We start from the raw sequence: 16,981 nt of genomic DNA, 5'->3' as shown, positions 1-16,981 counted from the left end.
GGATGCCGGACCGCGCTCTCAGCTGGTGAAGGAGAAGTGCGAGAACTGGGAGAACGGACAGGCGTTCATCATGCCCTTCTCCACGTCCGTGAGCGCCACCTCATTCAGGTCCATGGCCGGAGCGGGCGGGATGACCATGCGCAGGGTGTTCGCCGGAGCGGCCTGCACCGTCTCGCTGCCCTCGAGCACCTCCACCTGGACGCCTTCCGGGAAGCTGAACTGGAAGGACTCACGGATCGTCCCCGAGGGGTCGCGCTTCAGCGCCTCACGGAACTCCGCGTCCTGCCAGGCACGCGCGATACACTGAGGCCAGATCTTTCCGAACTGATGGATGGAGCTCGCGGCATTGTTGGTAGTGATCATGGTTTCCTCACTTTTCTGCGCAGCCGAGGGGTTGAACTGCTCACGGCTGCGCATTTAGTTTATCATGCAGTCTCTCTGTTTGCTTAATTCCTTTCTCGAATATTCGATTTCACTCTACGTGGAGGATTCAATCTCTCGCATCAATCCTCTCCGAGCGGAATGAATAGTCATTGCATATGCAACATACAGGGGTCGACGGCGACCCAACTGAGTCAAAAGCTTGCAGGCGGTAGCCTTCGGAATGAGCCATGAGTGATCCCTTCAACCGAGTCATGCAGTTCAAGGCCCACCTCCGCCTGGAGGCGCTCGACGCGGAGCGGGCCTTCCTCCTGGGAGAGCGCGAGCAGTTCATGCTGACGGGCCGCAGCCAGGTGCTGGTGGCCAGCAAGCTCGATGGTCGCCGCTCCGTCCAGCAGGTCATCACCGACCTCGAAGGACAGGTCTCCGCGCCCGAGGTGCTCTACGCCCTGGCGAACCTGGAGAAGAGGGGACACATCATCGAGGCCTCTTCGGCGCTGCCCTCCGAGATTGCGACGTTCTGGCAGGCACTCGGAGTGAATCCTGCTCAAGCGGCCGCGCGGCTCGAGGCCTCTCCTGTGGCGGTGCGGACCCAGGGCGGACTGGACCCGGCGCCGCTCGTCGAGGCCCTGCGCGGGGCAGGCCTCACCGTCAAAGACAATGCATCGCTCCAGGTGGTCCTCGTCGACGACTACCTCGCGCCGGAGCTGGAGGAGCTCAACCGCCGGGCGCTGGAGCGGCGTGAGCCCTGGTTCCTCGTGAAGCCCTCGGGGGCCATGCCGTGGATGGGCCCGGTGTTCCGTCCCGGCGAAGGGCCTTGCTGGGCCTGTCTCTCGCAGCGCCTGCGGGCCAATCGCCCCGTGGAGACGTTCCTGCGTGAGAACAAGTCACTCGTGACACCCCTGACCCTGCCTCGCGCGGAGCTGCCCGCGAGCCGCCAGACCGGGCTCCACCTGGCCGCGCTGGCGCTGGCGCGGTGGGTCGCGGCGGACCAGCAGGGCTCGCTGGGCCACACCCTGCTCGCGCTGGAACTGCCGCGCTTCCAGCTCACCGAGCACGCCGTGGTGCGGCGGCCCCAGTGCCCCGCCTGCGGCGACCCGGACCTCTTGAAGAAGCGCGCGGACAAGCCCGTGGTGCTGGAGGCCCGCCCCCGGGGCTTCACCGAGGACAATGGCTTCCGCACCGTCACGCCGGAGCAGACCTTCGCGCGCCTCCAGCCGCAGATCAGCCCCATCACCGGCGTGCTCGCCACGCTGGCGCCGCTCGAGTCGCGCAGCCACGCGCTGCGGCCCGTCTTCGGCACCACCTTCTTCTGCCCCGTCTCCTCGAAGACGCCCTACTTCTCCGAGTTCCACTCCATCAGCCTGGGCAAGGGCCGCACCCCGGCCCAGTCTCGCGCCAGCGCGCTCGGCGAGGGCATCGAGCGCTGGAGCTCGCTCTATCAAGGAGATGAGCCTCGCATCCGCGCCCGCCTCTCGGAGCTGGGCGCGGACGCATATCATCCACGAGACCTGCTGTTGTTCAGTGATGCACAGTACCGGGACCGCGAGGCCAACAACGCGAAGAACCTGCGCGAGCGGATGACCGTCCCGGTGCCCTTCGACGAGCGCCTGGAGGTGGAGTGGACGCCGGTGTGGTCCCTCACCCACGAGCGCCGCCGGTACATGCCCACCTCCTATTGTTACAACCGCTACCCGGCCGCTCCCTCGGAGAACTTCAGCCCGGCGGACTCCAACGGCGCGGCGGCGGGCAACTGCCTGGAGGAGGCCATCCTCCAGGGCTTCCTGGAGCTGGCCGAGCGGGATGCGGCGGGCATCTGGTGGTACAACCGCCTGCGCCGGCCCGGGGTGGACATCCACAGCTTCAACGATCCCTACTTCCAGGCGCTGCAGGAGCACTACCGCGCCCACCACTGGCGCATCTGGGCGTTGGATCTCACCAACGACGTGGAGATCCCCGCCTTCGTCGCCCTGGGAATGTCGAGCCGCACCGGCCAGTACTGCATCGGCTTCGGCGCCCACCTGGACGCGCACATCGCGCTCCAGCGCGCCATCACCGAGTTCAACCAGATCTTCGATCCGAGCGAGAACCACAAGTCCCCGTGGCAGGACTTCAAGCTGGAGGATGCATCCTTCCTCCACCCGGACGAGACGCTGCCCCCGCGGACGGCCGCCGACTACCCCAAGCCCCCCATGGTGGACATCCGCGACGACGTGCGCGGGTGCGTGGCGCGGGTGGAGCGCCTGGGGATGGAGACGCTGGTGCTGGACATGACGAGGCCGGACGTGGGCCTGCACGTGGTGAAGGTCTCCGTGCCCGGGCTGCGCCACTTCTGGCCGCGCTTCGCGCCCGGGCGTCTCTATGACGTACCGGTGAAGCTGGGCTGGCGCTCCAGCCCGCTGACCGAGGCGCAGCTCAACCCTGTCCCCTTCCTCCTCTAGGAGCTGCTCCCATGCGTGAAGGTCTTCGGATCCTGGATGCGGATCGCCATGTCCTCGAGCCCATCGAGATGTGGCGCGAGTACCTGCCCCCTCAGTACCGGGACGGTGCGCCGTACGAGCAGGTCATCGTTCCGGACGAGACGGTGGAGCAGCGCGTGGCGCGGCTGGGTCCCAAGGGGATGCTGCCCGCCACGCCCACGCTGATGCTCGACGGGAAGCCGGCGTGGAACGGGGTGACGGAGCGCGCATTGGTGGAGGTGGCCTGGGGCCTGGCCCAGCGGACCGGGGCCTACTCTCCCGGCGTCACCCCCAGGCACCACCTCCAGTCCATGGAGCAGACGGGCCTGGATGTCGCCTTCCTCTATCCCTCGTTCGGCCTGTTCCTGCTGCGCATCGACGGCATGGAGCCAGCGCGGGCCACGGCCTTCGCGCGCGCCTACAACGACTGGCTGAGGGACTTCTGCCGCGCCGCTCCCGAGCGCCTCAGAGGCGTGGGCGCCCTGTGCCTGCACGAGCCCGAGGCGCTGCCCGGAGAGGTGGAGCGCATCGCCAGCTTCGGGTGGAAGGCCGTCGTCATCCCTCCCAACCCGGTGTGCGGACGGACGCTGTCCCACCCCGCCTACGAGCCCTTCTGGACGACGTGCGAGCGGCTCTCCATCGCCGTCTCGCTCCACGAGGGCACGCACGCGCGGCTGCCCACGGCGGGCGCGGACCGCTTCACCACGCGCTTCGCGCACAACGCCTCGTCACACCCGCTGGAGCAGATGCTGGCCATCCTCACCCTCATCGAGGGGGGCGTGCTGGAGCGCCACCCGCGCCTGCGCGTGGGCTTCTTCGAGGCCGGCTGCGGCTGGCTGCCCTTCTGGCTGTGGCGCCTGGACAACAGCTACAAGTTCCTGCCCGGCGAGGTGGCGGAGAACGTCCGCATGAAGCCCTCGGAGTACTTCCGCCGTCAGTGCTTCATCGGCGTCGAGCCCGAGGAGCCCGGCATCGCCGACGTCATCCGGCACCTGGGCCCAGACAACCTCCTGTTCGGCACGGACTATCCCCACGCGGACCACGGGGACGACATCGTGGACCACCTGATGGCCCTGCGCGCATCCGTCCCCGAGGAGGCGATGCGGAAGATCCTCTGGGAGAACCCGGCCCGCTACTACGGCCTGACCGGCTGAGCAGGCCGGCCCCGGGGCGTGTGGGGGCTCCCGTCTCCTGGAGCCCCCTGCTGCTCAGGCGGTGAGCTCTCCGAGCAACGCCTTCGCCCGGACGTAGTCCGCCGTCTCGAAGCCCTCGGTGAAGCTCTTCACCAGGGGCGCGAGCAGCTCGCGGGCCTCGGGGGCCCGGCCGCGCTCCCGCAGCAGCTCGGACAGCGAGCTCGCGGCGCGCAGCTCCAGCAGCCGTGAGTGCTGCTCCCGGGCGATGCCGATGGCCTCCTTCAGCATGGCCTCCGCCGCGTCCTTCTCTCCGCGAGCGCGCAGGCACAGGCCCTTGATGCGCATCAGCTCCGCCAGCGCGTAGAGCTCGCCGACGGAGCGGCCCCAGGTGGCGAGCTCCTCGACGATCTGGAGCGCGACGTCCGGCCTGCCTGCCTCCAGCTCCACCTCCGCCAGCATGCTCTTGTAGTACGTCATCCCCAGGTCCAGACCGCCCCCCTGGAGGATGGCGAGCCCCTGGCGCAGCGGCTCCGCCTCCCGCGTCGCCCAGCCGCGGAACGCCAGGCAGTACAGGGCGTGCACCGGCAGGCCGTGCCGCTTCAGCAGCTCCTCGCCGGCGTTGGCCTCCGCGATGAGCTTGTCACGCTCGCCGCGCCACTGCAGGACGTTGAGGCGATAGAGGTAGGTGAGCCCCATGCTGCTGGTGTGCTTCATCTCCTGCGCCCACTCGACGGAGCGCCTGGAGTGGGCATCCGCCTGATCCGCGTAGCCCGTCAGGCACTTCAGCCAGCCCATGAAGCCCTCGCCCCAGCTCCGGGCATCCTGCCCGTAGAGGCTGGCCAGGGCCTGGTGCTTCGCGGGCTCGTACTCGGACAGCGTCCGCTCGAAGTACCCGATCGCCTCCTGCAACCGGCCCTGCGTGTAGGCGCTGTTGCCCATCAGGTTGCGCGCCATCATCTCCAGGTCGGCGCTCTGCGCCTGCCGGGCGATGGCCATGAGACGCTCGGCCAGGGGCTGGGCGCGCAGCTGGTTGCCTCGGGTGAGGTGGAAGAGCGCGAGCCCCCACATCGTGGGGATCGTCTGGGGGCTGTCTCCCAGCAGGTCGATGAGTTCCTGGGAGTGCTCCACCAGCTCGCCGATGCGCGCGTCGGACCAGCCCCGGGTGGCCATCAGCGCCGGGGTGAGCACGCCGTTGAGCCCCAGCTCGAGCTGCGCGCGCTCGCGCGGGTCCTCCGCCACATCCAGCCAGGTCAGCGCCTCGGTGATGTAGGCGATGGCCTCCTGGTTGGCCGAGCGCATCAGCGCCGCCATACCGGCCTTCTGCGCGTAGGCGATGGCCTGGCGCTTCTGGCCCGCGCTGGAGTGGTGCAGCGCGAGCAGGTCCGGCCGCGTCTCCACCAGCTCCGGGAAGTGCGCCTCCAGCGTGGCCGCGATGCCGGCATGCACCTGGCGGCGCACGGGCCGCAGCATGGACTCGTAGGCGGTGTCGCGGATGAGGGCGTGCTTGAAGACGTAGGTGGGGTTGCGCACGCCGCGCCGGCGGTGCACCAGGTCCGCGTCCACCAGCGCCTTGAGCTCCTGCTGCAGCGTGGGCTCCTCGCGCATGGAGATGGCCTTGAGCACGTCGTAGCCGAACTCACGGCCCAGCGCCGAGGCGAGCTGCGCCAGTTCCTTGGCGGGCCCGAGCCGATCCAGGCGCGACATCAGCGAGTCGCGCAGCGTGGTGGGGATGGCGATGTGGGACGGCGTCCACGACCTGGAGGGCGTCTCCCCGCGCTGCGGCAGCACCTCCGCCACGATGCGGGTCAGCTCCTCCACGAAGAGCGGCACGCCGTCGGTGCGGTTGACCAGCTGGTCCATCACCTCGCGCGGCACGGACCGGTTCTGGATGAGCCCGCCCACCATCTCCTCGATGCGCTTGCGGTCCAGTCGGCTCAGCTGCAGGTGGTGCGACGTCGCCCACGGCGCGGTGAACTCCTGGCGCGCGGTGAGCACCAGGCAGATGCGCGCGGTGGAGACCTCCTTCACGAAGTGGGAGAGCAGCTCCAGCGTCGTCGGGTCCGACCAGTGCAGATCCTCCACGAGCAGCAGCAGCGGCTGCTGCTGGGCCATCTCGAAGAAGAGGCCCACCAGCGCATCGAGCGTCAGCTCCTTGACCCTCGCCGGAGCGACATCCAGCGGCGGGTAGCGGTCCGCGCCGCCCTTCACGGAGAGCAGCCCGAGGAACAGCGGCATGACCTCCTTGAGCTCGAAGCCGTGCTGGGACAGCAGCGCCTCGAGCGCGGAGATCATCTGCTCCGGCTTCCAGTCACGGCTGACGCCCAGCAGCCGCTCCAGCAGGTCGACGATGGGGTACAGGGCGCTGTTGCGACCTTCCGGGACGCAGCGCGACTCGAGCACCGTGTGCGGCGTGCCCCGGGCGTGGCGGATGAGCTCCTGCACCAGCCGCGACTTGCCGATGCCCGGCTCGCCGGTGAGCAGGATGCTCTGCCCGGTGCCCGCGGTCACCTGCCACCAGCGCTGCTGGAGGTAGTCCAGCTCCTGGTCACGGCCGTACAGCCGGCCCTCCTGGGGCTGCGGCGTGGCCGGCCCCTTGTACTCGTGGAGCAGCCGGAACGTGGGCTGAGCGGCGCCGCCCCCGCTGGCGGCCACGGACTCGAGGGCGAAGTGGCCCCGGAGCAGCTTCGAGGTCTCCTCGCTCACGAGGATGGAGCCCGGCTCGGCCCGCGACTCCAGCCGCACCGCGTGGTTGGGCGTGGTGCCCATCAGCGAAGGCAGGCCGCGGTAGCCGCCGGAGCGCCCCTCCTGGCTGATCACCAGTCCGGTGTGGATGCCCGCCTTGAAGTCCAGGCGTCCCTTGTGCTCGCGCGCCAGCTCCGTGGCCCGCTGCTCCATGCGCGCGCTCATCTCCAGCGCCGCCCGGGCCGCGCGCCGGGCGTCATCCTCCTGGGCTCGGGGGTAGCCGAAGTAGAACAGCATCCACTCGCCCAGGATGCTGCCCACGTGGGCGTCATACGTCCGGGCGACGTCGGCGCAGCTCGAGTGCAGCGTGCGCAGCAGCCGGTCGAGATCCTCCTCGTCCATCGCGGCCTCGCCCGTGAAGAGGCGCAGGCTGCAGCAGACGGCGGTGAGCTGTCGGCGCTCGCCCTCGAGGGAGGAGGGCAGCGTGTCCGGCACGGGGAACTGCGCGGGCGCGGGCGAGCGGGGGCCGGCCTCGTTCACCGGCCAGCCCTCGGAGGTGCAGGCCTCCAGCTCCCGCATCACGCTCTCGTCGGAGACGTCCCGCTGCTCGAGGTTCTTGTTGGTCACCTTGCGCAGGAGCCGGCCCAGCCGGTGGTTCTCCAGCCAGGCGGGGATGGCGACAGGCTCGGGCCCCATCTGCTTGAAGAGCACCTGCTGCAGCGTGGCCCCGTCCACGGCGCGCTGCCCGGTGAGACACTCCAGGAAGATGAGCCCCCAGGAGTAGAGGTCCGAGCGCGCCGACACCGGGTCTCCCCGGAGCTGCTCCGGCGCGGCGTAGGTGGGCGTGCCCAGCACCTCGCGCGTCTGGGTAATCTTCGCCAGCTCCTCCTGGTTCTCCGTGGGCAGCGTGCCCAGCCCGAAGTCCAGCACCAGGGCATTGCGCCGCACGCCCGTGGTGGTGACCATGATGTTCTGCGGCTTGAGGTCGCGGTGGATGACGCCCTTGTTGTGCGCGCACGCCAGCGCGTCCAGCACCTGGAGCATCAGGTGGGCGGCGTCCCAGGTTGGCAGGGCCCCCTCGGCCGCCAGCACATCCGTCAGCGTCCGTCCCGGCACGTACTCGAAGACGGTGTACAGCACGTCCGGATCCGCCTTCCCCGAGTCGATCAGCCGGACGATGTTGGGGTGGTAGAGCTGGGCGCACAGCTGCATCTCGCGGTGGAAGCGCGCGATGTGGGTGTCATTCGTGGTGTGCAGGGCCCGCAGGACCTTGATCGCCACCTCATGCTGGGTGACCAGCTGCCTGGCCCGGTACACCTGACCGAAGCCTCCCTCTCCCAGCTTGGAGAGGACTTCGTAGCGCCCCTGGAAAACTGTGCCCGGGATGATGGGATCCAATGCGACTTCCTTCGGGGAACAGAGTGAGTACAGCCCGCTCCATTGAACTCCGCGCCCAACAGAACTGTCGAGTTCTGGATTCTTGGCATTCAGGACAGCTGGGTCTTCACCACCCCACCGAACCAGCGGATTTCCCTATTGGACGAGAATTCCAACCCAGTGTAAAATATCGAATGTACCTGTAAGCTATTCCCCGAGCTTGCACCGTGTCCGACACCTGGAGGGGGTTCTTCCATGATCCGCGCCGTCCGCTTCGAGAACTTCCGATGCCTCAAGGAGGTGGATCTGTCGCTGACGCCGCTCACGGTGCTGGTGGGCCCCAGCGGCTCGGGGAAGACGTCGGTGCTCGAGGGGATGCAGTACCGGATGTCGTGCGAGCACTCGGACTACTGGCGGCTGGATACGACGCAGCCGATCTCGCTGCAGTGGAAGTTCGCGGACGGCAACCACGTGAGCCTGCGGTTTCCCATCACGGAGCTCGACTCGTGGTCGATGCATGGCCACTCGGTGCAGGGGCTGACGCTGGAGCTGAGCGCGCTGCGAGGAGACAGCCCGCTGGGGCGCGCCACGGCGCTGAGCCCCAACGGAGACAACCTGGCGAGCGTCTTCGCCTCGCTGGGGCCCGCGCAGCGCGAGGGGGTGGTGGGACAGCTCTGCCGGCTGGTGCCGCACGTGGGAGACGTGGGCCTGCAGCAGACGGGGCCGCGCTCGCAGCAGCTGCGGTTCCGGGATCGCTGGCAGCCGGGCCTGTGGTTCACGCCCTGGCAGGTGGCTGACAGCGTGCTGATCCTGCTGGCGTTCCTGCTCCTGCCGTATCAGTCGCCGATGCCGGACGTGCTCACCGTGGACGAGCCCGAGCGGGGACTGCCCCCGCGCATGCTGGGAGAGGTGGCCAGCGTGCTGCGGCGGCTCACCATCGGCACCCAGGACACGCCGCCGGTGCAGGTCCTCATCGCGACGCACTCCTACGAGCTGCTCGAGTACGTGCAGCCGGAGGAGGTGCGGCTGCTCTCGCGCTCGACCGAGGACGGCTCCGTGCGAGTGAACGCCACGCAGCAGGACGCGCAGGAGTGGCGGAGCCGGGCCACCGAGCCCTCGTGAGGCTCGTGGCGGCGCCGCTTCGAGGCAGGCCGCCGCGCGTCAGATGATCGCCAGATCGCCGGTGTCCGGCCCCACGGGGAAGGCGGCGTCGATGCGGGCCAGCTCCTCCGCGGACAGGTGGAGCGAGGCCGCCGCCGCGTTGTCTCGCGCGTGCACCTCCCGGCTGGCCTTGGGGATGGCGAACAGCGAGGGGCGGCGGATGAGGAAGCGCAGCGCCACCTGGTAGGGAGACACGCCGTGCGCCTTGGCGATGGAGGCCAGCACGCGGCCTCCGGGACTCTCGGGGGTGGGGAAGCTGCCGTTGCCGAAGGGGCTGTAGCCCACCACGGCGATGTTGGCGCGCTCGCACCAGGGCAGGACGTTGCGCTCGATGGTGCGCTCCTCCAGGTGGTAGAGCACCTGGTTGCAGGCGATGCGGCCCGGCCCGGCGAGCTGCACCGCCTCCTCCAGCTCCGGCACGCCGAAGTTGCTCACGCCCCAGGAGCGCACCTTCCCGTCCTTCACCAGCTTCTCGAAGGCGCGGATGGTGTCCTCCAGCGGGTGCGAGCCCGGCCAGTGCAGCAGGTAGCAGTCCAGCCGGTCGGTCCTCAGGCGCCGCAGGCTGCTCTCACAGGCCTTCAGCGTCCCCTCATAGGTGGCGTGGGAGGGCATCACCTTGGAGACGAGGAACACCTCGTCGCGCCGCCCGGCGATGACCTCGGCGACGATGGACTCCTCGACGCGGCCACGGCCGTAGAGCTCCGCCGTGTCCACGTGCGTCATTCCCAGCTCGAGCCCCACCTGCAAGGCCCGGATGGCACCGGCGCGATCATCATTCTCCATCTGCCAGGTGCCCTGGCCGATGACGGGGACTTCCACCGAGGTGATGCCGAAGACGTGCTTCTCCATGGACCTCCACCTTCTTCATATGAAGCGATTCGCAGGCTTAGCACTCCACCGCTCGGACGGCAGCCGGCTCTCCGACAGAAGCGCTGCGCACCCGACATACCCGCGTTAGTCTGGGCGCCGTGGAGAAAGCCCCCAATTCCCGTGTTCCGCCCAAGGTGACGCTGGGCCGACTGCTCAGCCTGGCACGCCCCGAGGTGCGCACCCTGCTGGCCGGCACCTTCTTCCTCGCCATCGGCAGCGGCATGAGCCTGCTCTACCCGCAGGCGATGCGCCTCATCATCGACGAGGCGCTCGGCGCGAGGGATCGCGCGCTCATCGATCGCGCCGCGCTGGGGATGACGTGCATCCTGGCCATCCAGTCGCTGGCGGTCGCGCTGCGCTACTACCTGTTCAGTACCGCGGGCGAGCGCGTGGTGACGCGGCTGCGGCAGAACCTGTTCGCCAGCCTCATGTCCCAGGAGGTGGCCTTCTTCGACGAGCGCAAGACGGGAGAGCTCACCAACCGGCTCGCCTCGGACACGACGGTGCTGCAGAACACGGTGAGCTCCAACATCTCCATGGTGCTGCGCAACGCGGCGCAGGCGCTGGGCGGCATCGGGATGCTCTTCTACACCTCGCCGGTGCTCACGCTGGTGATGCTGGCGGTGGTGCCGCCGGTGGCGGTGGGCGCGGTGGCCTACGGGCGGCGGGTGCGCAAGCTGTCCAAGGAGGTGCAGGACGCGCTGGCCGCCTCCAACGAGGTGGCCGAGGAGAGCCTGTCCGGCGTGCGGACCGTGCGCTCCTTCGCGGCGGAGAAGAGCGAAGTGGAGCGCTACCGCGGCGCGATGGAGCGGGCCCTGGCGCTGGCCCGAGGCCGCATCCGGCAGTCCTCCACCTTCATGGCGGTGGCCTCCTTCGGCGGGTTCGCGGCGGCGACGGCGGTGCTCTGGTACGGCGGCCGGCTGGTGCTGGACGACAAGCTCACCGTGGGCGGGCTGACGTCGTTCCTCGTCTACTCGATGTTCGTGGCGTTCGCGCTGGGCGCGCTGACGGAGCTGTGGGCGGACTTCATGCGCGCCTCGGGCGCCGCCGAGCGCGTCTTCGAGCTGCTGGACCGCAAGCCCGCCATCCCCATCTCGGGCGGCGAGCGGCTGGCGAGCACCCAGGGCAGCGTGCAGCTCCAGGACGTGCACTTCAGCTATCCGGCGCGCTCGGACGTGGCGGTGCTCCAGGGCATCGACCTGAGCATCGAGCCGGGCGAGGTGGTGGCCATCGTGGGCCCCTCGGGTGCGGGCAAGTCCACCATCGCGGGTCTGCTGGGGCGCCTGTATGACCCGCAGGGCGGGCGCATCCTGCTGGACGGCAAGGACCTGAAGACGCTGGATCCGGAGTGGCTGCGGCAGCAGATCGGCGTGGTGGCGCAGGAGCCGCTGCTGTTCTCCTCCTCCATCGCGGACAACATCCGCTACGGCAAGGTGGGCGCCAGCGACGCGGAGGTGGAGGCGGCGGCGAGGGCGGCCAACGCGCACGACTTCATCTCTCGCTTCCCGGAGGGCTACAAGACGCTGGTGGGCGAGCGCGGCGTGCAGCTGTCGGGAGGGCAGAAGCAGCGGGTGGCCATCGCCCGGGCGGTGCTGAAGGATCCGCGCCTGCTCATCCTGGACGAGGCCACCAGCGCGCTGGACGCCGAGAGCGAGCACCTGGTGAAGGACGCGCTGGATCGGCTGATGAAGGGCCGCACCACGCTGATCATCGCCCACCGCCTGTCGACGGTGATGGACGCGGACCGGGTGATGGTGCTGGAGGGCGGCCGCGTCGTGCAGAGCGGCAGCCACTCCACGCTGATGGGCCAGGACGGCCTCTACCGCCGGCTCGTGGAGCGGCAGTTCGTGGCCGCCTGAGCGGAGACGTCACTGCCCGCTACTGTGTGTAGCGGGTGATGAAGTCGACGCGGCGGTTGGCCGCGCGGCCCTCCTCCGAGGTGTTGGGCTGGACGGGACGGGACTCCCCAAACCCCCTGGCGACCATGCGCTCGCGCGCCACGCCTCTCTTGGCGAGGTATTCGCGCACGGACTCGGCGCGCCGCTGGGACAGGCTCTGGTTGTAGCTGTCCGTGCCCCTGTTGTCCGTATGGCCCTCGATGGTCACGGAGAGGATCTCCGGGTGCTCGACGAGGACCTGGGCCACCTGGTTCAGGAGCGGATAGGAGCGGGGCTGGATGGTGGCCTTGTTGTAGTCGAAGTGGACCGTCTCCTTGATCTCGATGCGGCCACGCTGGATGGCGACGAGCTGTTTCTCGTCGATCGGACAGCCCTGGTTGTCCACGGGTCCTGGCACATCCGGGCAGTTGTCCACGTAGTCCTGCACCGTGTCCTGGTCCATGTCCATGCCGGGGCAGCCCAGCATCTCGGGGGTGCCGCTCTCGGAGGGGCATGCGTCTTCCCCATCCATGACTCCGTCAAAGTCAGCATCCCGCGCGGGACAGCCTCTCAGGACCGCGAGTCCTGGCTCGGCCGGGCACACGTCCGCCACATCATCGATGCCGTCCGCATCCGTATCCATGTCCTGCGGGGGACAGCCCTGGTTGTCCATGGGGCCTGCTTCGAGTGGGCACCGGTCGTCCCGGTTCGCCACTCCATCTCCGTCATCATCGAGATCCGGGCAGGACTGAGGCTCGTGCTTGCCACCCATGACACAGGCGGGACTCGTACGGCCGTAGGCCACGCCCAGCAGCACGCGGATGTCTGGAGTGCCGGCGGCATTGCCATAGCCCAGGCCCGCCAGACTGTATGCCTCGAGCGACTCTCCTATTGGCAGTCGCGCGCCGGCCAGGGTCTCGACCGAGGAGCCCTCGCGACCGAAGGGCACCGAGGCGATGACGGCCATCTCTCCGCGGAGACCTTCGCCCACGGTGGACAGGGCCGCGCCCAGGCTCAGCGCGTGGCCGATCTCATCCTGGATGTTCGCATCCGGGCTCAGGATGGTGCGCGAGCGCAGCCGGACGCCGGCATCGATGGCGGCGTGAAGGAAGCCGAAGCGGCGGCCCACCATGACGGTGGGTGTGGCACGGAGCTCACGGGCCAGCGCGAGGCCACGTCCCAGGGCAGGACCAGCATGAACCCCGAGCGCGAGGTCCACTGGATCCTCCTCTCTCTCGGCGAGGAGCTTCAGGCGCAAGGTGAACAGAGGCGTACCGGGGGCAACACCTCCTTCGGGCCTGCCGACTCCATGCTCCGTCAGGTCCTCTCCCCGCTGGAGGAGGAGCAGAGGCACCTGCGCTCCTAGCTCGACTCGGCCCCAGAGGCCATAAGCCGCGGACAGGTGAGCCGTGGCACGGTGGCGGACCACGATGCCCAGCCGCTCGCCGTTCTGGAAGAGAACGAGGGGATCCTTCTCATAGTGGGTGGTGAGGGAGAAACGGTATGCCCCCTCCGGCAGCAGTTCGCCGGTGCCCACCACCAGGGAGCCCGTGCCGCTGGGATTGAGCTTCAGGAGCTCCAGCTCGAACGTGGGGATGCCCAGGGACTGCGCGTGGGCCGGGGAATGGAGGAGCAGCGCGGCCAGGACGAGCAGGCGCGCGCCCGAGCGCCTCCGCACCCACAGGGCCGCGAACACGCCCAGCCCCATCATGGCCAGCGACGACGGATTGCTCCCCGTGGAGGAACAGCCACGTCCGCCACCGAGAAAGGCTCGGTCCACTTCCTCTACTAAAGGAGGCCGGACGATCCAGGAGGCAGAAGCGGGGGTGGGGTCCACGCGGCCCGCGCTGTCTCTCGCACGCACCTGCAGGGTGTGCTCGCCCTCTGCGAGTTCGGTGAAGAGGGTGCTCTCCAAGCATTCTCGGAAGTCGGCGCCGTCCAGACTGCACTCGTAGGTCACATCGGACTTGGAGGCATTGAAGTCGAAGGAAGCATCCGTGTACTCGGTCTCCTCGGGAGGACCGGAGACGATGAACGTGTCCGGGGGAGCACCGTTCAGCACGGTGATGCTCGAGGTGCAGGACGCGGTGTTCCCTGATTCATCCATTGCCGTGTACGTCACGGTCGTGGTGCCCAGTGGGAAGTGCGCCTCCGTGGGGTCGCTGACCCTTACTTCCTGGTCACACACATCCGTGGCCAGGGCGAGCTGGGGTGTGACGGTGGCTCCGTCGCCCTCGACGATTTCGACCACGATGGGGTCGGGGCACGAGATCTTGGGGGGCTGTTGGTCAACCACCTCGACGGTACGGGACACTGGAGGCGCAGGGTTCCTTGCCGGATCCGCCACGCTATAGGTGATCGTGTAGACGCGAGGCACCTGAGGGTTGACGGTGCCTGTCGTCACGATGGCCTTCGACAGATCGCCAGCACAGATGTCGCTGGCCAGGGCCCCGCGGTCCAAGTAGTCCGAACCACACTCGATTAACACCTTGCTCGGGCCATCGAGAGCTAGGACCGGCGCCGTCGTGTCCACCACCCTGAAGGTGCGCGAGGCGCCGTCGATGGTGCTGTTGCCGGCTGGATCCGTGACCGAGTACGTCACCGTGTAGTTGCCCGGTTCATTTGGCAATGTGGCCGGGGTGGCCACGATGTTGGCGGTCAGGTCGCCGTAGCAGACGTCCTGCGCCCTCACGCCCAGGTCCGGCTGCATGCCGCACTCGATTTCCACCTCGGGCGGCCCCACCACCGAGATCACCGGCCTGAGCGTGTCCATCACGTTCACGTGACGCTCGGCCTTGCTCGTGTTCCCGCTCTCGTCCCCGGCGGTGTAGGTCACCAGGTATTCATTCGGCACATTCGTGTTCACGTTGGACGTCGACGTGAGGCTGGTCGTCGGTGAGCAGAAGTCCGCAGCCATGGCGCCCGGATCCACATACTCGCTCTTGCACTCGACGTAGACGGCGCCCTCACCGTTGAGAGTGATGATCGGACCCGTCGAGTCGACGACCTGCACGCTGCGGGTCACCGTGGGCGAGATGTTACCCACCGTGTCCTGCGCCGTGTAGCTCAGCGTGTAGTTGCCGGTCACGCGCATATTCACCGAGCCGGTGACCGTCACCGGCACCGGGTCCACGCACAGGTCCGTCGCCGTAGCGCCCGGATCCTGGTAAGCGTCCGGGCTGCACTCCACCGTTTGGTTGGCCGGGCCGTTGAGCGCGATGGACGGCGACGTGGTGTCGTTCATCGTCACTGTACGAGTGACCGGCGAGACCGTCGTGTTACCGGAGGTGTCCGTCGCGCTGTAGGTGATGATGAAGTTGGTCGGCTGGTTCGGGTTGGTCGTCTGCGTGGCGACAACCGTCACCGACGGGTCGCATGCGTCGGTCGCCGTGGCGCCCGGATCCACGTAGGTGGTGCCGCACTCGTACGTGTCATTGAGCGGGCCGTTGACAGTGATGCTCGGGGCCAGCGTGTCCGCCACCTGCACCGTGCGGCTGACAGACGGGGCGCTGTTCCCAGACGAGTCCGCCACGTTGTAGATGAGCGTGTAGTCGGCCGGCATGCCCGAATCGACCGAGCCGCTGCGGGTGATATCGTCCGTCAAGTCGCCGTCGCACGCGTCGCTCGCCGTGGCGCCCGGATCCACGTACGGCGTGCCGCACTCCAGGCTCTGGTGCGCCGGGCCATTGAGGATCAGGGTCGGCGGGTCGTCGTCGTCCACGTGCACCGTGCGCACCACCGGCGAGGTGAAGCTGTTGCCGGACGGATCCGTCACGCTGTAGGTGATGGTGAAGGTGCCCGGGTTCGCCGGGTCATTCGTGCGAGTGGCCACGATGGCGGACGTCAGGTTGCCGGCGCACTGGTCGCTGGCCGTGGCGCCCGGATCGACATAGGTGGATCCGCACTCGAACGTCTGGTCCACCGGGCCGTTGACGGCGATGGTGGGAGCTAGCGTGTCGCTCACGGTCACCGCGCGGTTGACTGGCCCAGCGGTGAGACCCGCCGTGTCGGACACCGTGTAGGAGACGTTGTAGTTGCCCACCACGGCTGGGTTGACCGCGCCGGCCACCTGCACCGCTGCGTCCAGGTTGCCCGCGCACACGTCGGTGGCCGTGGCCCCCGGATCGGTGTACGGACCACCGCACTCCACTGCCTGCGTCGCCGAGCCATTGAGTATCAGCGTCGGCGGGAGCGTGTCGCTCACCGTCACCATGCGGTTCACCGTCGCGGTGAGGTTGGACGGATCCTTCACGGTGTACTGCAGGGTGTAGGCCGCAGGGACCTTGTGGTCCACCGAGCCCGACTTGGAGATCTGGCTCGTCAGGTCCCCGGCGCACGCGTCGTTGGCCGTGGCACCCGGATCTGTGAACGGAGTGCCGCACTCCAGCCCCGAGTTGGCTTGGCCGAGCAGGGTGATGCTCGGAGCCTGGTCATCCACCACCGTCACGGTGCGCACATCGGCGGAAGTCGCCGAGTTGCCCGACGGGTCAGTCACGCTGTAGCTGATGGTGTAGTTACCGGCCGCGCCCGAGTTCACGCTGCCGGAGGCCACGATGGCCGCCGTCAGGTTGCCGTAGCACGAGTCGGTGGCCGTGGCGCCGGGGTCGGCGTACGGGCCGCTGCCGCACTGCACCGACTGGGTGAGCGCACCAAGCACCGTGATGGCCGGGGCCAGGGTGTCGCTCACGTTCACCGTGCGGTGGACCGCCGACGCTCTCTGGCCGGCTGGATCCGTCACGTTGTAGGTGAGCTGGTAGCTGGCCGGCGAGGAGCTGTTGACGGAGCCGGTGCGGACGATGCGGCTGGTGACATCCCCGAAGCAGGCGTCGTTGGCCGTAGCGCCGGGGTCGGTGTACGGCGTGCCGCACTCCAGCGATTGGGTGGCGGGACCCAGCAGTGCCAGCGTGGGCGGCGTATTGTCGTTCACTGTCACTGTGCGGGTGACGGGTGAGGCGACGGTGTTGCCCGACGGATCCGTGGCCGAGTAGGTGTAGATGATCTGTCCCGGCTGGTTCGGGTTGCCCTGCTGGGTGGTCGTCAC

8 protein-coding genes are annotated in these 16,981 nt (G+C 68.6%); 4 read left to right on the top strand and 4 right to left on the bottom strand.

From position 1 onward, the window contains the following. Positions 1-18 precede the first annotated feature (18 nt). Entirely contained in the window at positions 19-363 is a 345-nt protein-coding gene (locus KY572_RS09080; RefSeq protein ID WP_224242143.1) for a hypothetical protein, read from the bottom strand. A 248-nt stretch (positions 364-611) separates the two neighbouring features. On the opposite strand from KY572_RS09080, the gene KY572_RS09075 reads away from it, so the two are divergent. Beyond that, the gene (locus KY572_RS09075; protein ID WP_224242142.1) at positions 612-2,822 is read left to right on the top strand and encodes a TOMM precursor leader peptide-binding protein; all 2,211 of its coding nucleotides are present in this window, start codon (positions 612-614) and stop codon (positions 2,820-2,822) included. A gap of 11 nt (positions 2,823-2,833) precedes the next feature. Continuing rightward, a complete protein-coding gene (locus tag KY572_RS09070) occupies positions 2,834-3,994 on the top strand; it encodes an amidohydrolase family protein (RefSeq protein ID WP_224242141.1) in 1,161 nt (386 codons plus the stop codon). Between the two features lie 54 nt (positions 3,995-4,048). Here the strand turns inward: KY572_RS09070 and KY572_RS09065 are convergent, their stop codons facing one another. Then, positions 4,049-8,053, bottom strand: a complete 4,005-nt coding sequence (locus KY572_RS09065; protein WP_224242140.1) for a TOMM system kinase/cyclase fusion protein — start codon at positions 8,051-8,053, stop codon at positions 4,049-4,051. A gap of 234 nt (positions 8,054-8,287) precedes the next feature. Here KY572_RS09065 and KY572_RS09060 point away from each other — a divergent pair, with 234 nt between their 5' ends. Continuing rightward, positions 8,288-9,154: an AAA family ATPase gene (locus tag KY572_RS09060; RefSeq protein ID WP_224242139.1), complete on the top strand. Its 867-nt coding sequence runs from the start codon at positions 8,288-8,290 to the stop codon at positions 9,152-9,154. Positions 9,155-9,193: 39 nt separating this feature from the next. Here KY572_RS09060 and KY572_RS09055 read toward each other — a convergent pair whose 3' ends face one another. After that, positions 9,194-10,042, bottom strand: coding sequence for an aldo/keto reductase (locus KY572_RS09055; RefSeq protein WP_224242138.1), 849 nt, complete (start codon positions 10,040-10,042; stop codon positions 9,194-9,196). Between the two features lie 110 nt (positions 10,043-10,152). On the opposite strand from KY572_RS09055, the gene KY572_RS09050 reads away from it, so the two are divergent. After that, positions 10,153-11,922 carry an ABC transporter ATP-binding protein gene (locus KY572_RS09050; RefSeq protein WP_407659930.1) on the top strand — a complete coding sequence of 590 codons (1,770 nt, stop codon included), beginning with the start codon at positions 10,153-10,155 and terminating at the stop codon, positions 11,920-11,922. 19 nt (positions 11,923-11,941) lie between these two features. Here the strand turns inward: KY572_RS09050 and KY572_RS09045 are convergent. Then, positions 11,942-16,981 (bottom strand): immunoglobulin-like domain-containing protein (locus KY572_RS09045; RefSeq protein WP_224242136.1); only part of this gene is annotated, 5,040 nt, incomplete at its 5' end.

The organism is Hyalangium gracile (genome assembly GCF_020103725.1).
Taxonomy (GTDB): domain Bacteria; phylum Myxococcota; class Myxococcia; order Myxococcales; family Myxococcaceae; genus Hyalangium; species Hyalangium gracile.
This window is presented reverse-complemented; position numbering and strand designations above follow the sequence as displayed.

What these genes read in the sequence shown, in the direction of transcription:
- KY572_RS09080 (WP_224242143.1), bottom strand. Translation starts at nt 363, where the DNA reads ATGATCACTACCAACAATGCCGCGAGCTCCATCCATCAGTTCGGAAAG.
- KY572_RS09075 (WP_224242142.1), top strand. Translation starts at nt 612, where the DNA reads ATGAGTGATCCCTTCAACCGAGTCATGCAGTTCAAGGCCCACCTCCGC.
- KY572_RS09070 (WP_224242141.1), top strand. Translation starts at nt 2,834, where the DNA reads ATGCGTGAAGGTCTTCGGATCCTGGATGCGGATCGCCATGTCCTCGAG.
- KY572_RS09060 (WP_224242139.1), top strand. Translation starts at nt 8,288, where the DNA reads ATGATCCGCGCCGTCCGCTTCGAGAACTTCCGATGCCTCAAGGAGGTG.
- KY572_RS09055 (WP_224242138.1), bottom strand. Translation starts at nt 10,042, where the DNA reads ATGGAGAAGCACGTCTTCGGCATCACCTCGGTGGAAGTCCCCGTCATC.